At 45.6% G+C, this 17,888-nt stretch carries 21 protein-coding genes; 15 read left to right on the top strand and 6 right to left on the bottom strand.

All coding sequences use genetic code 11. The features are described 5' to 3' along the window. Window positions 1-12 precede the first annotated feature (12 nt). The 4 genes from FNE76_RS06095 to FNE76_RS06080 all read left to right on the top strand — a co-directional run bounded on the left by FNE76_RS06095 (window position 13) and on the right by FNE76_RS06080 (window position 3,244). Window positions 13-693 carry a F0F1 ATP synthase subunit A gene (locus FNE76_RS06095; protein WP_120948588.1) on the top strand — a complete coding sequence of 227 codons (681 nt, stop codon included), beginning with the start codon at window positions 13-15 and terminating at the stop codon, window positions 691-693. Between the two features lie 10 nt (window positions 694-703). Next, the gene (locus tag FNE76_RS06090) at window positions 704-925 is read left to right on the top strand and encodes a hypothetical protein (RefSeq protein WP_120948589.1); all 222 of its coding nucleotides are present in this window, start codon (window positions 704-706) and stop codon (window positions 923-925) included. Beyond that, complete coding sequence (locus FNE76_RS06085; protein ID WP_120948590.1) at window positions 922-1,518, top strand: thiamine phosphate synthase; 597 nt, start codon at window positions 922-924, stop codon at window positions 1,516-1,518. The genes FNE76_RS06090 and FNE76_RS06085 overlap by 4 nt, the downstream gene beginning before the upstream one ends. Before the next feature lie 73 nt (window positions 1,519-1,591). Beyond that, window positions 1,592-3,244 (top strand): L-lactate permease, encoded by a 1,653-nt coding sequence (locus FNE76_RS06080; protein ID WP_120948591.1) that lies wholly within the window; start codon window positions 1,592-1,594, stop codon window positions 3,242-3,244. On the opposite strand, the gene FNE76_RS06075 is transcribed toward FNE76_RS06080, so the two are convergent. Next, a complete protein-coding gene (locus tag FNE76_RS06075; RefSeq protein ID WP_120948592.1) occupies window positions 3,204-4,274 on the bottom strand; it encodes an AI-2E family transporter in 1,071 nt (356 codons plus the stop codon). The two genes, FNE76_RS06080 and FNE76_RS06075, sit on opposite strands and share 41 nt — an antisense overlap. A 51-nt stretch (window positions 4,275-4,325) precedes the next feature. Here FNE76_RS06075 and dapF point away from each other — a divergent pair, with 51 nt between their 5' ends. The 3 genes from dapF to selB all read left to right on the top strand — a co-directional run bounded on the left by dapF (window position 4,326) and on the right by selB (window position 7,325). Next, window positions 4,326-5,093, top strand: coding sequence for a diaminopimelate epimerase (gene dapF / locus FNE76_RS06070; RefSeq protein ID WP_120948593.1), 768 nt, complete (start codon window positions 4,326-4,328; stop codon window positions 5,091-5,093). 64 nt (window positions 5,094-5,157) lie between these two features. Beyond that, complete coding sequence (locus FNE76_RS06065) at window positions 5,158-5,481, top strand: hypothetical protein (RefSeq protein ID WP_120948594.1); 324 nt, start codon at window positions 5,158-5,160, stop codon at window positions 5,479-5,481. Next, a complete protein-coding gene (gene selB, locus FNE76_RS06060) occupies window positions 5,481-7,325 on the top strand; it encodes a selenocysteine-specific translation elongation factor (protein ID WP_120948595.1) in 1,845 nt (614 codons plus the stop codon). Before FNE76_RS06065 ends, selB begins: the two co-directional genes overlap by 1 nt. Window positions 7,326-7,418: 93 nt before the next feature. On the opposite strand, the gene FNE76_RS08280 is transcribed toward selB, so the two are convergent. From FNE76_RS08280 to FNE76_RS06045, 4 genes are all read right to left on the bottom strand, one after another. Next, window positions 7,419-7,568, bottom strand: coding sequence for a hypothetical protein (locus tag FNE76_RS08280; protein ID WP_162983098.1), 150 nt, complete (start codon window positions 7,566-7,568; stop codon window positions 7,419-7,421). Window positions 7,569-7,659: 91 nt separating this feature from the next. Beyond that, window positions 7,660-8,727 (bottom strand): LptF/LptG family permease, encoded by a 1,068-nt coding sequence (locus FNE76_RS06055; RefSeq protein ID WP_143928425.1) that lies wholly within the window; start codon window positions 8,725-8,727, stop codon window positions 7,660-7,662. Further along, window positions 8,724-9,284 (bottom strand): aminoacyl-tRNA hydrolase, encoded by a 561-nt coding sequence (gene pth, locus FNE76_RS06050; RefSeq protein WP_120948596.1) that lies wholly within the window; start codon window positions 9,282-9,284, stop codon window positions 8,724-8,726. Before pth ends, FNE76_RS06055 begins: the two co-directional genes overlap by 4 nt. Further along, on the bottom strand, window positions 9,284-9,820 hold the full coding sequence (locus FNE76_RS06045; protein WP_120948597.1) for a 50S ribosomal protein L25/general stress protein Ctc: 537 nt from the start codon (window positions 9,818-9,820) through the stop codon (window positions 9,284-9,286). The genes pth and FNE76_RS06045 overlap by 1 nt, the downstream gene beginning before the upstream one ends. Window positions 9,821-9,939: 119 nt before the next feature. On the opposite strand from FNE76_RS06045, the gene FNE76_RS06040 reads away from it, so the two are divergent. The 5 genes from FNE76_RS06040 (at window position 9,940) to FNE76_RS06020 (ending at window position 13,447) form a co-directional block, all read left to right on the top strand. Continuing rightward, on the top strand, window positions 9,940-10,542 hold the full coding sequence (locus FNE76_RS06040) for an outer membrane protein (RefSeq protein WP_235852284.1): 603 nt from the start codon (window positions 9,940-9,942) through the stop codon (window positions 10,540-10,542). Window positions 10,543-10,619: 77 nt separating this feature from the next. Beyond that, a complete protein-coding gene (sodB, locus tag FNE76_RS06035; protein WP_120948598.1) occupies window positions 10,620-11,261 on the top strand; it encodes a superoxide dismutase [Fe] in 642 nt (213 codons plus the stop codon). Further along, window positions 11,261-12,037 (top strand): thiazole synthase, encoded by a 777-nt coding sequence (locus FNE76_RS06030; RefSeq protein WP_120948599.1) that lies wholly within the window; start codon window positions 11,261-11,263, stop codon window positions 12,035-12,037. The genes sodB and FNE76_RS06030 overlap by 1 nt, the downstream gene beginning before the upstream one ends. Next, window positions 12,034-12,732, top strand: coding sequence for a carboxy-S-adenosyl-L-methionine synthase CmoA (gene cmoA / locus FNE76_RS06025; protein WP_120948600.1), 699 nt, complete (start codon window positions 12,034-12,036; stop codon window positions 12,730-12,732). Before FNE76_RS06030 ends, cmoA begins: the two co-directional genes overlap by 4 nt. Before the next feature lie 22 nt (window positions 12,733-12,754). Further along, window positions 12,755-13,447, top strand: a complete 693-nt coding sequence (locus FNE76_RS06020) for a tetratricopeptide repeat protein (RefSeq protein ID WP_120948608.1) — start codon at window positions 12,755-12,757, stop codon at window positions 13,445-13,447. A gap of 14 nt (window positions 13,448-13,461) precedes the next feature. On the opposite strand, the gene FNE76_RS06015 is transcribed toward FNE76_RS06020, so the two are convergent. Then, window positions 13,462-14,493, bottom strand: a complete 1,032-nt coding sequence (locus FNE76_RS06015) for a bifunctional 3,4-dihydroxy-2-butanone 4-phosphate synthase/GTP cyclohydrolase II (RefSeq protein ID WP_120948601.1) — start codon at window positions 14,491-14,493, stop codon at window positions 13,462-13,464. An 82-nt stretch (window positions 14,494-14,575) separates the two neighbouring features. Here FNE76_RS06015 and modA point away from each other — a divergent pair, with 82 nt between their 5' ends. Genes modA through FNE76_RS06000 form a run of 3 tightly spaced genes read left to right on the top strand, consistent with a single transcriptional unit; the run spans window position 14,576 to window position 16,858 of the window. Further along, the gene (gene modA / locus FNE76_RS06010; RefSeq protein ID WP_120948602.1) at window positions 14,576-15,301 is read left to right on the top strand and encodes a molybdate ABC transporter substrate-binding protein; all 726 of its coding nucleotides are present in this window, start codon (window positions 14,576-14,578) and stop codon (window positions 15,299-15,301) included. Continuing rightward, a complete protein-coding gene (gene modB, locus FNE76_RS06005) occupies window positions 15,302-15,979 on the top strand; it encodes a molybdate ABC transporter permease subunit (protein WP_120948603.1) in 678 nt (225 codons plus the stop codon). A gap of 48 nt (window positions 15,980-16,027) precedes the next feature. After that, window positions 16,028-16,858, top strand: coding sequence for an outer membrane beta-barrel protein (locus FNE76_RS06000; protein ID WP_235852397.1), 831 nt, complete (start codon window positions 16,028-16,030; stop codon window positions 16,856-16,858). The last annotated feature ends 1,030 nt before the right edge of the window (window positions 16,859-17,888 follow it).

Here is a 17,888-nt window from a genome sequence, read left to right as displayed (position 1 = left end):
TTGGGAGAGAACATGGATCATCGGCTTTTTACTTTTGCAGGTTTTATCAGCACCGATCATAATTTTATCATCGGGTTTTATACGGTCGTGTGTGCGCTTTTTACCCTGATGATTAGCAAGATGGCGGTTAAAAAGTTGCAAATGGTGCCCTTTGGGTTGCAAAACATCTATGAAGCCACCATTGAAGGGATTTTATACGTGGCTAAAGATGTGATCGGGGAGGAGCTAGCCCGTAAATACTTCCCCCTAGCGGGCACCATCGCCCTCTTTGTCTTTTATTGCAATATGATTGGCATTATTCCGGGCTTTGAAGCCCCTACGGCTAATTGGAGCTTTACGCTCGTGCTTGCCCTCATCGTCTTTTTTTACTACCATTTTGAGGGGATTCGCACCCAAGGGGTGATCCAATATTTCAGTCACTTTTTGGGTCCAGTTAAGTGGCTCATCCCTATCATGCTCCCTGTGGAGATTGTCTCCCACTTTTCGCGCATCATCTCGCTTTCCTTCCGTCTCTTTGGCAATATCAAGGGCGATGACATGTTTTTGCTTATCATGCTCTTGCTCGTGCCATGGGCTATCCCCATTGCGCCCTTCATGGTGCTCTTCTTCATGGGTATTTTGCAAGCCTTTGTGTTCATGATCTTAACCTATGTCTATCTGGCCGGCGCGGTTTTAGTCGATGAGGATCACTAAAATTTAAGCTATGAAAAAAGAAACGATCATTTCCATTTTAGACTTCTTTGCCGGGTTGTTTGTGGGCATTGCCTTGGCGTGTGGTGTCCTGTGCTTTTTTATATTTAAAGAATTTGGTTTAATGGTGGCGATCTTTTTCTCTCTTTTTGTCTTGGGGCTCTTTAGTTTTTTTGCCATTGTGGCAAAATCCATGTCCGCCCTACTCAAAGAGAGTTCCCAAAAGCGTATTTGAGTAGCCTAGAAACCTATTGGATCACCCCCCCTCTTAGTAGCGATCCCCAAATTTTCCAAGCCACTTTGCAAGCCACCTTTGATGCCCACACCATCCACAAAGCCTCTCTAAGGGGTGCTAATTTCCCCCCGCAACTCTTAGATTTATTTGCAAAAACCTGCCATGTCCACTACATCACCAGTTTTTTAAACCTCCCCACTTTAAAGCTAAGTATCCAAAAGGCTTTAGAACATGGTTTTAAAGGCGTGCATGTCAAGGGTGCACAAATTTTAGGGATTCCACACATTCCAGCAAATCTCCAAATTTTTTACAGTGCACACAACGCTAAGGAAGTGTTGCAAGCCCTGGATTTGGGAGCGCATTTTTGCACCATCAGCCCCATTTGTGCTACGCCTAACAAGCCCCCGCCCCTAGGGCTTGACTATTTGGATCAATTCTCCCTAGAGGTCAAAGCCCATCTTTTTGCACTAGGGGGCATGGGTTATGAGCTGGCAAGTCTTTTAGAAGATAAGGGCTTAAAGGGTTTTGCAGGCACGCGCTGTTTTGTGCCAAATGTTGCTATTTTACAAACCCACACACGCACAAGGGTATAAAAGACAGCGAATCAAAAGCGGACTCTAGCAATCATGCTATACTGCCTCCTATTGCAAATTGTGAGGAGAGTTTATGGAATGGCATCAGGTTTATGCTCCTTTGCTGGATAATATATGGTTGAGTGCCTTTGTGGCAGTTTTGCCTATTGTACTCTTTTTTATGTCTTTGATTGTCTTCAAACTCAAAGGGCACATCGCCGCATTTTTGAGTGTCGCCCTTTCGGTGCTGATTGCTGTAGGGGTTTATAAAATGCCTATGGGCATGGTGGGGGCTAGCTTTATCTATGGCTTTTTATATGGGCTTTGGCCCATTGCGTGGATCATCATCGCAGCGATTTTCCTCTATAAACTCTCTGTCAAATCCGGCTACTTTGAGATTCTTAAGGAAAGTGTGCAATCTATTACCCCAGATCACCGCATTTTAGTGATCTTGATTGGGTTTTGTTTTGGCTCGTTTTTAGAGGGGGCGATTGGATTTGGCGGACCGGTAGCTATCACGGCGGCTATTTTAGTAGGCCTTGGTCTTAATCCCCTCTATGCAGCTGGGTTATGTTTGATTGCCAATACTGCGCCGGTTGCCTTTGGCGCGGTAGGCATTCCCATCACCGCAATGGCCGGCGCGGTGGGTGTGAGCGCGCTAGCGATCAGTGCGATGGCGGGCAAAATTTTATTTTTTGTCAGCTTGCTTGTGCCCTTTTTTATTGTGTTTTTGATGGACGGCGTGCGTGGCATCAAAGAAACTTTTCCGGCGGTGTTTGTGGCTGCCTTTAGTTTCGCCCTCGCCCAATATCTAAGCTCAAACTATCTAGGTCCAGAACTTCCCGGGATTCTCTCTGCCATTGTATCTCTAGTATCAACAGCAATCTTTTTGAAATTTTGGCAACCCAAGCACATTTTTAGGAGCGATGGCAAAGAGGTTGCCCACACACACCAAAAACACCATATCTGTAAGGTCTTCGTAGCATGGGCACCTTTTATCATCTTAATCATCACCATTGTGATTTGGACTCAGCCTTGGTTTAAATCTCTGTTTGCTAAAGGTGGGGCGTTAGCTTTCTCTAATTTTTATTTTGAATTTGAGAGCATTAGTCAAAAAATCTTTAAAAGCGCACCTTTTGTGGTAGAAGGCAAGAGCGCGACAATCCCAGTGATCTTTAAATTGCCTTTGATTAACACCGTGGGGACTTCTATTTTTGTCGCTGCAATTTTGAGTATTTTTGTGCTCCGTGTCAAGCCTAGTGAGGCAACTAGCGTGTTTGTAGAAACCCTCAAAGAAATGCGCTACCCGATTTTAACCATTGGATTAGTTTTAAGCTTTGCCTTTGTGTCCAATTACAGTGGAATTTCTGCCACGATGGCTTTAGCTCTCACGCACACGGGCAAAGCCTTTACTTTCTTCTCGCCCATCATTGGCTGGATTGGCGTGTTCCTCACCGGGAGTGACACCAGTTCTAACCTACTCTTTGGCTCTCTCCAACAGCTCACAGCAGGCAATTTAAAAATCCCCGAAGTGCTCACGCTCACAGCCAACACCGTGGGAGGAACTTTGGGCAAGATGATTAGCCCACAGAGTATCGCCATTGCGTGCGCGGCGGTGGGTTTAAGTGGTAAAGAGTCCGATCTGTTTAAATTTACGGTGAAGTATTCCGTGATCTTTGTGATCTTGATGGGGATTGCTATCACCATCATTGCCTATGGTTTCCCCCAGATTGTGCCGGTAGCATAGAGGGCTTCTTAATAAAGGACTTTTCATACACGCGTAAAAGCACAATAAAAAATGCGGTGATAGTAGGACCCACCGCGATTCCCCAAAACCCAAATTTGCTAATGCCTGCCAAGATAGAAAAGAAGATCAAAATCTCGTTGATTTTAAGAGAGATTTTCAAAACTTTCTCTTTGATCACCCCAATTAAAAGGGGTTTGATCAGGCTATCAATCAAGCCCCCAATGAGGATAATGGAGTAAAGTGCGATGATGAGCGCGTGCGTGCCCTGCCCCAAATACATCTCATAAAGCGAGACGGGCACCCACACCAAAGCCCCACCCACAATGGGAATGAGCGCGGCTAGTCCGTATAAAATTCCCAAAGAGAGCCAATCAAGCCCAAAGACGACCATTAAGATTCCAAAGGCAAAACCTTGTAAGACCACATTGATAATGGAGGTTAAGAGCACCACGCGCAAAATCCCCGCCACCTCTCTAAAAATGCCCTTGCTTTGGATTTTCTCAAAGGGCAAAACTTCTAGAATATATTGGTAAAAAGTTTGCCCGTAAAAAAAACACAAAAACAAGAACACCAGCACCATCACCGTGTCGCTGGCAAACTTCAAACTATATTTGCCAATATCGCTACTAAACTGCAAAACATAGGACATGATCGAGTGTGCAGAGATATTGGCAAGAATTTTATGGGCGTATTCGCTAAGAGCGGGGAAACTCTCCAAACGCACCAACAAATCGGCTTTAAACTTCTCCATAAAGAAAGACACCCGCTCTAAATTCAGGTGGAAAATGAAATCTGCGCTCTTATAAACCAAGAAATACACGGGGATAACAAGACAACTCAGCAACGCCAACACGCAGAGCAGGGAGCTTAATAAATTGCTCATGTGCCGATCAAAAAACTCTTTGAGCCAAAACACGGTTACGCAGAGCAGACCCGCGATGAGCAAATCCATTAAGAAATCCTCATACAAGTAGAGCATCCAATAAAAGGCAATGCTAAAAAGTAGCCAGAAAAAATACACCGGTCGCACAGGAGTCCTAGATTTTTGCTATATAATACCCAAACTAGACAAAGGAGAGCGATGATTTTCCATAAATATTGCGCCAGTGGGAATGATTTTTTGATCACCCACCATTTCCAAAAGCAGGATCGATCCAGCTTGGCTAAAGAGCTTTGTGATCGCCATTCTGGTTTTGGGGCAGATGGTTTGGTGATCTTATTGCCCCATGCCAAACATGCCTATGAATGGGACTTTTATAATGCCGATGGGAGCGTGGCTAGCATGTGTGGGAATGCGAGTCGGTGTGTAGCCTTCTATGCCTACATGCAGGGTTTAGCCCCCTTGCAACACTCTTTTGTGAGCAACACTAAAGTTATTAGCGTGGAAATCCAAGAATTACAAGGGCAACAAGCGTTGGTGCAAAGCAATTTGGGGCATTATACGTGGCTTCAAAGCTTGGAACTGGAGGGTTGTTTATGGCACTTAATCGATACGGGTGTGCCCCACTTGGTGCATTTTGTGGATCACCCTGACCAAATCCCCACGCACAAGACTCCACAAATGCAAGATTTACGCAGGCATTTTAATGCCAATGTCAATATTGCCTATATCCAAGATTCCCATACCATCAGACTAGCCACCTATGAACGCGGAGTTGAGGACATCACTTTGGCATGCGGGACGGGCATGGCGGCGGTGTTTATTGCCGCCCATCGCAAACATAACACTTTGGATCAAGCGGTGTTGATCCCCCCAAGTGGACAGCATCTATCTTTGCATGTGCAAACAGAACAAATTTATTTTAAAGGCTGGGTGCAATCGGTTGGGGTGGTGTGTAAATACCCCTAATAATCTTGAGTGCCCGCTCTTTTTGTGTTAGAATGCGTTGTGTTAAATCATCAAAAGAGTGATCATGCATACAAGGGTGTTGTTGGGGATTTTAGGTGTTTTTGTGCTGGTATTTGTGGGTTGTTCTTCTGTGATTGCAGCTAGGGTCCCCATGTTCCAATATACGATGCATTTTAATGCGAGCGATTTTGACGTTGGTCCCGTTGTTAGCGCACAAATACGCTATGATGCCTCCGATCCGCATATTTACGAATTATTGCTCAACAAAGCCATTGCGGCAAACAAATGCGACACTATTTTATTACCCCGTTATGAGGTGATCGGCAAAACTTTTGGGAGGGATATTTTACGCCTTACTGGCAGGTGTTCTATTTACAAAGAAAGATAATGCCAGAATACTTCTTACTAGGCGTTTGTGGGCATGTCGATCATGGTAAAAGCGCGCTGATCAAAGCCCTTACAGGTTTTGAGGGGGATACCAGCGTGCATGAAAAAGAGCGCGGAATCACCATTGATTTAAGCTTTAGCGCGCTGAAAAGTGCAACTAGAACTTTGGGTTTTGTTGATGTGCCCGGACATCAAGATTTAGTGTTTAAAATGGTGGGGGGGAGTTTTGGGCTCGATGTGGGCTTGTTGGTGATCGATGCTAATGAGGGGCTAAAAGCCCAAAGCCTAGAGCATGCTTGTACCCTCTCTTTTTTAAAGATTCCATGCGTGGTGGTTTTGAGTAAGACGGACAAGTGCCTAGATTTGGAGGCACAAAAACAGAGTATCCAAGCCAGCCTCAAACCTTACAAATTGACTATCTTAGCCCTTTTGGCGTGCAGTATCTACGATCCACAAAGCCTAGAGGACCTGAAAAATTTTTTATTAAACTACCCTTTTTGCAAAAGAAAACAAGGTGGCGATCTGGATCGCCTTTTTAGACTCTACATTGATCGGGTTTTTGTCTTGCCCGGGCGGGGCGTGGCGGTGAGCGGGAGTATTTTAGGCGGGTCAATTAAAGAACATGACAAAGTTTGGATTGCCCCTTTAAATCGAGTCGTGGGGGTTAAGAGCTTACACCAACACGCCCAAGAAATCCAAGAAGCCCACCAACACCAGCGCGTGGCGTTGCAATTACAAGGGGTGAGGGCTGAAGAACTCAAAATGGGCATGCTCTTAAGCACAAAGGGTTATTTGCGCGCATTTGATTGTGTAGATGCCAAGCTTTTAGCCGCTCCCCAATCTTTGCCCATCCAGCACAACCAACGCATCAGCCTGCAAATAGGTATGCTCAAAATCCAAGCAAAAGTCCTGATTTTGCAATATCCTTATGTGACTTTGGTGCTTGATCAAGCTATCTTTGCTTGTTTTGGCGATGTGGGGATTGTAAGCCTGCAACAGCGCATTTGGGGGGCAGCACAGATTCTTAATCCCATCACTGATTTGCTCAAAAAACCCATTAAGCTTGACTTGCTCAAAGCCCTCGATCGCCAAGATTTAATCCAAGCCTTTAGTATTCTAGCCCAAGCGCACAAAAAAGGCTTTGGTCTGCTCTCTAGTCTGCAAAGATTTGCACTCAAGCCCACTAAAGCTCTAGAAATTGCTAACCAAGTGGGCGGGGTGGTTGTGGATTGTCAAGAATATGTGCTCTACCCACAAAGCACTTTAAAAAGCGTAACGCACACCATTGCTAGCATTTATCAAAACAACCCCCAAGCCTTGTTAAGTGCCAAAAGTTTAGCCCACAAACATAGCTACATCAGCCCCTACCTAGCCACCCTAGCTTTTCAAACCTTGCAAGATCAGGGCAAGATTGAGGAGCAAAAAGGGCTATGGGTGCAAAAAGGGCTCATCTTAGAAAAGGTGCAAGAAAAGCTTCAAGATAAGCTTTATGCCCTCCTCAAACAAGGGCAATTTGCCCCCCAAGCCCCCTATAATCTCTATGATGTCCTCGATGTGGATCGCCAAATGGGCGATCGGGCTTTAAAAGCCCTCTGCCAAGCCAAAAAGGTGGTGCGCTTGAGTCATAATGTCTTTCTGGAGAGCCAAGCCCTGCAACAAGTGTTAGATTTGATCTTAAAATTGCTCCAAGAACACCCCAGTCTAGACATCCAACTCCTAAAAACCCATTTGCCCCTCTCGCGCAAATTCCTAATCGCCTATTTGGAATATTTAGACAGCTTGGGGAAAACCACCAACTTAGAGGGCAAACGCTTTTTAAAGCAGGGATTTAACAACAATTCTTAGTATCAAGTCAGACTTAAATATATGGTTTCAAAGGCTGGGGATTAGTGGAGCGTGAGATAATAACTTTGCCCATTTTCTCCATTCAAGTGAGTTCTAGTAAATACCTCCAATCTGTATTTTTAGACAATAAGTGGCGATCACACCCTTTTGTGCGTCTGAAAAATCGTGATTGCTCCATGCAAAATGGTGGGCGATCTGTAAAAACGTCTTTTTCCCCTCTAGCTCTAACGTGCCTAAAAACATGCCAACTTCTTGTTTTCAAAGCTGGCACATTATATATCACCTTCTTTCCCCCTGTCAAGGGCGCGTGCATTTTTGGACTTGAGAGTTTGTGTTATAAACGGGTGTTGAGCTTGTTGTAGTGATAAAGGGCGATGCCTAAAAGCGTGAGGAAGGGCATTAAAATCCCCACTTCGGGTAAGAACATGCCTGAGATGCTAAATTTGCCTAAAGCAAAGAACAGCCCCCATAGGATCAAGGAGAGTAAAATAAATTTCAGACTCAAAAGGGCTAAGTTTTCATAGCGGGCGAGGTTGGGGGTATAGTAGGCGATTAAAATAGCGGTGAGGGGGACAAAAAAGGGGAGGAGGATAGAAACATATAAAAACCCCCGAATCTTTTTGGTGTCTGCCTTTTGTTTGTAAAGGACATGCAAGGAGCGGATCGCATCTGTGATCGAGACAGCGGGCTTGTTTTGGTAGATGGTGTCTAGGACTTTGGGGCGGAAACCCTTAAGGGTTTTTAAGATGGGGAGTTTTTGTACGTGCAAGCCTTGTTGTCCTAAAGTGAGGGGGAAGGGCAAGGTTGAAAGGGTGACCCCATGCAAGACCCAGTAGCGATCCTCAAACACCGCACTAGAGGCTTGCGCAAAGGTGCGTAACACCCCCTCTTGCAGGGTAAAAATTTTGATATTTTGGGCATTTTGCAAGAGGGGGTTGATCTTTTCAAAATAAACATAATCATCATTGTATTTAACTAAGAGATTTTCGGAGATATTGGCGGCATTGTCTTTGTAAATGATGGATTCGGCTTTTTCTTGCATATAGACAAAGGGGGTGGCATTCAGTCCGATGAACACCACGATAAAAAACAAATTGATCGCCAGCATGGGGGCTAAAATCTGCTTGATAGAATAGCCAATGGCTAAAAGGGCGGTGTATTGGTTGGAGCGGATAAAGGCGATGTAAAAGAGTACCAGCCCTAGCAAAAGTGAGATGGGGAGGGTGTAGTTAAGCGCATACAGACCATCATAGACAAAGAACAACACGATGAGGTTAGCCGCGCTGGGGAATTTCTCAGCATACTGCAGGCTATCAATGCCAATGAAAAAAAATTCTAAGGCGACGAGAATAGTCAGGCAGAATTTGAGGTAATACGAGGCAACAAAGACCCAAAGTTTCATGGGGATAAGGATTTGAGGGTGAAACGATTTTGCATGGCACTAAAATTGCCTTGCTGGAGGTAAAACTCAAGTGCCTTGAGGGCGTGGGTGAAAATTTGCTCTTTTAGACTCTCTTGCTCGGGGCTAAAGCGTTGCAAGACATAGGCGATGGTGTCATGTTTGAGGGCACTGCGTCCGATCCCAATTTTCATTTTATAAACTGGGTGGGGGTAGTGTTGCTCAATGGATTTTAGCCCATTATGCCCACCATGCCCGCCCTTACTCTTAAAACGCACCGCTCCCAAGGGCAAATCCAAATCATCATGCACGATCAAAACGGATTGCGTGTCATGGTAGCGCAAAAAGGCAGCTAAAGCCTGCCCGGATAAATTCATATAGGTCATGGGCTTGAGCAAATAGCCCTGCACACCGACTTTGGCATAATCGGCTTGGTATTTTTGGGAATGTGTAAAAGAAATCCCCAAACTCCGGGCGAGTAAATCTAAAATATCAAAGCCGACATTGTGGCGGGTATGGGCGTAGGCGGGCGTGGGGTTGCCAAGACCAACAATGAGCATTACTTGGCTTTGATCACCCCTACCACGGCGTTATTGGGGTTTTCTAAAATATGAGCCTGTGTGGGGGTTTTCAAATCCCGCACCAAGATCGCATCGCCCACATCTAAATGCGCCACATCGACCTCAAAACTTGAAAAGAGGTGTTCGGGCAAACATTCCACTTGTACGCGTTCCTTAGAGAGCATTAAAATCCCCTTGTTTTTAAGCCCCACAGGAGTCCCATGCACTTTCACGGGGATATGGAACTTGGTTTTAACGCCCTTTTGCAAGACCAGCAAATCCACATGGACTAAGGCGTTAGTAACTGGGTCTTTCTGGTAAGCCTGCACCACAACATGGTAGGTTTGATCGGCGATCTTAACCTCAAAATCTAGGTCAGGTTTGTTTTTGACAAAGCGGATAAAATCATTGGTTTTGAAAGTAGCATAGACATTGGGCATGCCTTTGCCATACAAGTTTGCCATTAAAAAGCCCTCTTTACGCAACGCCTTTTTTTGGGATTTTAAAAGTTCTCCCCTGAGTGTACCCTCTAACATAGCTCATCCTTATAAAAAATTAATCAAACTGGCATTCTAGCATGCTTTAGCTTAACAAAAAAACCCAAGCTTTAGCCAATTTATGCTAAATTGGTATAAAAAAAATTGCAAGGGTCGTTTTGAGTTTAAGAAGGTGGTGTTGCTTATTGTGTACCACTTGTTGTATTTATGCTAAGAATTTGAGCTATATGTCCTCGTCTTACCAAGCGGGCATTATTTATTTAAAATCTTTGGGGACTACCCAATTTATGCAGGGGGCATCGATCACTTGGGGGTATGAAGTCAATCCTAAACACGATTGGGCTTATGGGCGTTATTATGTGTTTTTAGATTATGGAAATGTGTTGCTAGAACCACCGGCTGGGCGGCAGGTGAATTTGTTCACCTATGGGGTGGGGGGAGATTTTATGGTCGCCTACAATAAAAATCCGATTAACACTTGGGCGTTTTTCTTTGGTTTGCAACTAGGAGCCAATACTTGGTTGCTCAACCAAAAGGCTAAAAATATCATTGTCAATACTTGGAATTCCTTCCGCGATTTGACACGCTCCAAAGTAGCTTATTTTCGGGCGATTGGGACTTTTGGGGTGCAATTCCGCACCATTGTCACTTGGCACATTTTAGATGTGGAGATCGGGGCTAAAATCTTTTTAAATCCCGAGCCCAAAAGTGCCTTTGAACGGGGGGTGGTGTTTTTTATCTCACACGCATGGCATTTCTAGCCAGATCGCTTGTGTTTATCAAAAATATAACTAAAATGACTATAATAGCCCCCTAATTTTAAAAACAAGGAGATCACATGTTTGTTTTAAGAGACCTGCCCTACAGCAAAGATAGCATGGGGGACTTCTTAAGTCCTGTTGCCTTTGACTTCCACCATGGCAAACACCACCAAGGCTATGTCAATAATCTCAATAACCTCATCAAGGATAGTGAGTTTAAAGACAGCTGTTTATTCACCATTTTGAATAAATCTAGCGGGGGCATGTTTAACAACGCCGCCCAAATCTACAACCACGATTTTTATTGGGACTGCTTGAGTCCTAAAGCGACAGAGATGAGCGATGAACTCAAAAACGCGCTAGAACATGATTATGGCTCTTTGGAGGGCTTTAAAGAGGCTTTTCTCAAAAGCGCGACCACCCTATTTGGCTCGGGCTGGAACTGGGCGGTTTTCAACCCCGCTAATGGCAAGATTGAAATCGTGCAAACCAGCAACGCCCAAACCCCCGTTACAGACAAAAAAGTCCCCCTCTTGGTGGTAGATGTGTGGGAACATGCCTACTACATTGACCACAAGAACGCCCGCCCCGTGTATCTAGAAAAATTCTACGAACACATCAACTGGGCATTTGTCTCCCAGTGCTTGGAGTGGGCTAAAAAAGAGGGCGTAGGCTCTGTGGATTACTACATCAACCAGATCGTGCATAAGAAAGCCTAATGCACGACCCCCTCATCATCGGCTCTAAAGCCTTTGCCTCCCGCTTGATTGTGGGCAGTGGCAAGTATAAGGATTTTGCCACCACCAAGCAAGCCACGCTAGCCAGCGGGGCGCAGATGCTCACCGTGGCGGTTAGGCGAGTCAATATCACCGACCCTAGTAGTGAAAATTTATTAGACACTTTCAAAGACACGGACATTAGCTTTTTGCCCAATTCGGCCGGATGCACCAACGCCAAAGAAGCCATCGCCCTTTTTAGGCTAGTCAAAGAAGCCACGGGGATTACTTTTATCAAGCTAGAAATTATCGGGGATGATCGAACGCTTTATCCAGATGTCATTGAAACCTTAAATGCTTGTGAAATCTTAGCTAAGGAGGGTTTTTGTGTGCTCGCTTACACCAATGACGATCCCATCATGGCTAAAAAGCTAGAAGACGCGGGCGCAAGCGCGGTGATGCCCTTAGCCTCCCCCATAGGTAGCGGGCTAGGGATTCAAAACCGCTATAACATTGGTTTTATTAAAGAAGCTGTAAAAGTGCCCGTGATTGTGGATGCGGGCGTGGGCTGTGCCTCCGATGCGAGCATGGCTATGGAGCTTGGGGCTGATGGGGTGCTCACCAACTCTGCCATCGCCCTAGCTAAAGACCCCGTGCTCATGGCTGAGAGCATGAAATTTGCCGTGCTGGCCGGGCGCAAGAGTTATTTAGCCGGGCGTATCCCTAAAAAAGCTTACGCGAGTCCTAGCTCGCCCGTCTTTGGGCTAGCGCAGTTGTGAAGGACACCCTTTTTAGCACCGCTTTACCCAAACGCTTTGAGTTTGACAGCCAGGTGGCGGGCATGTTTGATGACATGCTCACCCGTTCTATCCCCTACTACCAAGAAACTCTAAAACTTGCTAGCCACTTTGTCGCCCAAGACTTAGAGGGCGTGGTTTATGATCTAGGCTGTTCTACGGGCAATTTCTTAGCCACCCTAGCCCCCCTCTTGCCCCCCGATGCGCTTTTAGTGGGCGTGGATAACGCCCCAAGCATGCTAGAAAAGGCGCAAGAAAAATTGCAAACTGCTAAGGTAACTTGGCGTTGCGAAGATATTTTAAACACCTCTTTAGACAATGCCGGGGCCGTTGTCTTGCTCTACACTTTGCAATTCATTAGACCCTTGCAACGCCAAGCCTTGATCGAGCGCATTTTTGCCGCCCTAAAGCCCGGGGGGGTTTTGGTAGTGGCAGAGAAAATGATGAGCTTGGATCGCATTTTAGATAAACAAATGGTGGAGCTTTACTATCTTTACAAGCAAGCGCAGGGATACACCCTAAGCGAAATCACCTTTAAAAGAGAAGCCCTAGAAAATGTGCTCGTGCCCTATAGTTTGCAAGAAAACACCGCCCTTTTGGAGCAAGCGGGCTTTAAGCATGTAGAGGTGCTCTTTAAGTGGGTGAATTTTGGGCTCTTGATTGCCCGTAAGGTTTAGATTGATCCTAAAAAGCAGAGAGATGACACGCACCGCTAAAAACATCCTTAAGATAGCCCTCATCAGTCTGTGTTGTATGGCAAGTCTTTTTGCCCATGACAACCAAACAAAAGCCCAGCAAATTAAACAATACCTCTCTATAGCTCATAAGGCTTATCATCGCAAAAATTACAACAAGGCTTTCACATACTTTCAAAAAGCAGCAGATATGGGGAGTGTTAAGGGTTATATCGGTTTGGGGGATCTGTATAGCGACTATGATAGTGGTTTTAGTGATTATGCGCAAGCCTTGTTCTATTACAAAAAAGCAGCGGATTTAGGGAGTGCAGAGGCTTATTTTTGCCTAGGCTATCTGTATGAAGTGGGTGGCGATTGCGATAGATTCGAATGCGCTGTGAAGCCAGATAATAAAAAAGCCCTGCAATACTTCAAAAAAGCAGGCGACATGGGATATGCAGCAGGCTATCTCGATGCGGGATCGATGTATGAGGGTGATGAAGGCATCCCCAAAGATTACGCCAAAGCCAAAGAATATTACCAAAAGGCAGCAGACATGGGGGAGCCTGCAGCTTACAGTAATTTGGGAATTATGTATGCACATGGTAAAGGTGTCAAGCCCGACAAAGAAAAAGCGCGCCAATACTACCAAAAGGCTTGCAATATGGGTTTTGACACTTCTTGTTGGCTCCTAAAGGAGCTAAAGCACAAGAACTAAAGGGCTTGTAAAGGTTAAGGTTGCAAGGTCTCTAGCAGATTTAAACCAAAGCCCCTTAAAGCCGTGTGTTCGGGGTTATCTTGACTGGTGAGCAATCTAAAGCTTTTCACCCCCAAGCTTTTTAAAATCAACGCCCCGATCCCAAAGTTCTTGAGCGTGTCATAGGTCTTTGCTTGGGGATCAATAAAGATCAAAAACCCGCCCTCAGCACTCAATTTTTGCAAGGCATCCATCAAAAAGCGGTATTGATCGCCCTGACTTAGCAATTCATAATCGCTTTTGATGATGTGGAAACGCACAAGGGGTCTTGCTAAATCGCCCATAAATTGGTAGGCGTAATGCTTGCGGTGCAAATGATCCTCAAAGACAAAATGCGTGCAAGGCAACTCAAGAAACTGGGCGTACTCTTGACTTAGGATTTTTAAGAGATTTTCGCTCTGCAGGCGGTAACTCACAATATCAGAGACATAGAGGGTTTTTAACCCATGTGTTTTGGCAAAATCAAGCAAAAACTTATCCCCCCGTTTTGCCATCGATCCATCTTCTTTCATGATCTCACAAATCACGCTAATAGGCTTGAGACCGGCTAATTTACACAAATCTACGCTTGCCTCTGTGTGTCCGGTTCTGACCAAAACGCCTTCATCTTTAGCAATCAAGGGGAAAATGTGCCCGGGGCGTACAAAATCCTGCGCGCTGGTGTGTTCCTTGCATAAAAGCTCAATGGTTAAAGATCGTTCATAGGCAGAAATGCCGGTTTTAGCTACTCTAGCATCAATGGAGACCGTGAAAGCGGTTTCATGCTTGGAATCATTATGACTCACCATGGGCTTAAGATCAAATTTGTTAGCGATCTCTTGGGTGAGCGACACACAAATAAGCCCACGGGCGTGTTTTGCCATAAAATTGATCTTATCAGGCGTGCTAAAAATGCCTGCCATGACTAAATCCCCCTCATTTTCGCGATCTTCATCGTCCATTAAAATAATGAGCTCGCCATTTTTGATCGCCAACAAGGCTTGTTCCATTCTCTCTAAATTATCCATTTTTATCCTTGAAAAGAGGGCATTTTAACACAAAGTGGCTTGTTTAACTTTGGAGCTTATAATACCAATAAAAAGGGGTTTTATGCGTGCTTTTTGGCTTTTCTTGTTGTGTTTTTTGGTGGCACAAGCCGAGCAAATCCAAGTGGCCAGTGCGGCTAATTTAACAATGGCTCTCAAGGCTATCCGGACAAGATTTTTGCTTGATCACCCCAAAGCTCAGATCAAGCTTAGTTTTGGTTCTAGTGGTAAGCTTTATGCCCAAATCACACAGGGCGCACCCTTTGATCTCTTTATCTCTGCCGATCAAGAACGCCCCCTCAAACTCAAAGAGGAGCGATACACACCCTATGAGGTGAAGGTCTATGCCAAGGGTGTTTTGGTGCTTTGGAGTGCCACGCGCGAAGTTGAATCGCTAGATGCACTCAAAGGTTCGTTTAACCACCTCTCCATTGCCAACCCTCATCTAGCTCCCTATGGCAAAGCCAGCATGGAAGTGTTAGAAAAGCTAGGTTTAGATCAACAGCTTAAAAGTAAAATCGTGCAAGCCAATTCCATTTCTCAGGCCAACCAATATGTCGCTAGCAAGGGGGCGGATTTGGGTTTTAGTGCACTCTCGTTAATGGACTTGAAAAACACGCAACACTACTTGATTGTCCCCGCTCACCTCTACACACCCATTAAACAAGCCATGGTGCTCACCAATCAGGGCGGGCATAAAAAGCTAGCCAAAGAGTTTGAATCTTTTATTTTAAGTCCGGAGGGTAAAAAGATTTTAAAGGCCTATGGGTATTTGGTAGAGGGACTCTAATTGGATCATGCCTTTTTCTCTACACTCTATCTTACGCTATTGCTCGCCACTCTCACCACCTTAATTTTATTGCCCATCGGGTTGGCTCTAGGAGCGTATTTGGCACATAGGGGGGGCTTGTTTAAAACTTTCATAGAAACCTTGACTTGGATGCCTTTAGTCTTGCCCCCCACGGTGCTAGGGTTTTATCTCCTGATCTTATTTGCGCCCACAAGCCCCCTAGGTGCATGGTTGCAAAAAACTTTGCATTTGAAGCTGGTTTTTACCTTTGAGGGATTGGTGGTGGGGAGTGTGATCTTTTCTTTGCCTTTTATGGTTAATCCCATCAAGCACGCCCTAGCCAGCCTGCCCCCCTCACTCAAAGAAGCCAGCTACACTTTAGGCAAGGGACGGTTTTATACTTTCTTTAGAGTGCTCTTACCCAATATCAAACCCTCTTTATTGGTCGCCCTCACCACGACCTTTACACACACCATTGGGGAATTTGGGGTGGTGATGATGATCGGGGGGGATATTGAAGGGCAAACCCGTGTGGCCAGTATCGCCATCTTTATTGAATCAGAGGCCAACAATCAAGAGCTTGCCAACCAATACGCCTTAATCCTAAGTATGCTGAGTTTTGCCCTCTTATTCTCCACGCTCTTATGGCAGAAAAAGCGTGTCTTTGGCCTGATCTAAAACATGCTAGCATGGGGGGGATTCTATTTATTTATTTTAAGGGTCTTGATGTTTTCAGTGTTTAGAGTGGGGGGTTTGGTGGGGGTGGTTTTGGGGGTGTTGCTAGCCGACAATAAAGGGTTTTATGTAGGCGGGGGGTTTGTTTATTCTCCCTTTGTGCGGCATTATGAATTTAAAATTGGCGGGGATGCGGATCAGATTCCGGGATTCCCGGCAGAAGAAAGCCAACGGCATTCTGGGGCACTCTTTGGGGGGAGTTTGCAAATGGGTTACCAGTATTTTTTGAAAAAGCCTAGGATTTTGGGTTTCCGTGGCTATGTGCGTGCCAGTGCTCAGGGGGGTAATTACGCCTACTTGGTCTATGGACGCGATGTAGATGATATTTTGGCCAAACAAAATGCCACCCAGCCAATAGCTAGCTTTTTCTACGGGGCAGGGTTAGACATTTTGATTGATTTTTACCACAAAAATACCCACAGTTTTGGCATATTTGTTGGGGCATTTGTGGGCGGGAACACTTGGTTGCTAGGGCCTTCTTATGCTAGCGACAAGACTTGTCAAACCCAAATTGCTACCCGCCCACGAGCATGCGTGACTGCCAATGAAGTTTGGGAACACATGGCAGGTCTGATCAATTTAAAGGGCAATAGTGCGGAGTTTAAGATCACCGGCGTGCAAGCGGGTATCCAGGTCGGGCTTAGGGCTAATATTACCAAGCACCAGAGTTTTGAAATGGGCGGGCGCATCTTTTTTGTCCCTCTAACCTACTATAAAGAGAACGACCATAATAAGTGGGGCAATTATGACAAGGGTGGGTATGGGGTGATCACTTTGCAACGCACCATGAGCCTCTTTGTAAATTATTATTATCATTTTTGATCTAGGCTGGGAGATATTGTATGGCGTAAGACTCTCTGCCACATTGATTGTATCTGTTATAGTGCCCTCTTGTGTTGGGCTTGTATGGGATTATCCACAATTTGAGCTACACTCATATATTGGGAACCCTTTCGTAATCTCTCCTCCTCAGTGGGGGGGGGGGGGGGGGCGCGCGGGGGGGGGGGGGGGGGGGGGGGGGGGGGGGGGGGGGGGGGGGGGGGGGGGCGAGTTTTGGCTTTCACCCAAATTTCCCCCCCCCCCCCCCCCCACCCCCCCCCCCCCCCCCCCCCCCCCCCCCCCCCCCCCCCCCCCACTGGCGACTAAATCATTGTCAATGGTTTTTAACATCTCTCCTTGCAGATAACCCATTCTAGCCTTTAGAACTCTTGGACACAAGGATTAAACCCTTCTGGTTTAATGAGCAAAAGCCCCCAGGCTTTTGCAAAACGCTTTAGCGTTTTAATGGTTATGCTTGCCAAACAAATACCAAAAGGCTAGAACGCGCTAGTTTAATGGCCATATCGTGGGCAAACAAATACCAAAACCCTAGCCATGCGCTAGCCTTATGCTCAAGCCCACCAAACTGATAGATGAAAACCAAAGTGGCGCAAGTTTTCCCAACTAGAGTGGCGAAGATTGATGACAAGCTCTACATTACACCCCTCTAGCCCCCTATGGTGGGCACTTGGCAAAGAGGCAAAATGTAAAATTTGGATATGGTTAAAAACAGAGTGGGGGGTTTAAGGGCTTAAAGGGTAAAATAAAATGCCCCCAAATGGGGGCAAATAACGCCAAAGGAGTTGTGCCATGAAAAAACATGGCAAAACTTCTACACGGGTATTTTACCTAAAATTTAGCGGGTTTGGGCTTAAGCTCATTATACACCGCAAAAGGGTAAAAAAATAGTCCTGTGTAGGGTTTCCCCCCATTTGGGGGGTTCTCCTTGAGGTGTTGCCTTCAGCCTAGACTCCCCTTGGTGCAAAAATCCAAATCCCTTTCTAATTGCTCGGTGTAAATCAAGAGGGCTTTA

Source organism: Helicobacter mehlei, assembly GCF_007280785.1.
GTDB classification, from domain to species: Bacteria; Campylobacterota; Campylobacteria; order Campylobacterales; family Helicobacteraceae; genus Helicobacter; species Helicobacter mehlei.
Note: the sequence above shows the minus strand (reverse complement) of the source record. Positions and strands in the feature narration are given on the sequence as shown.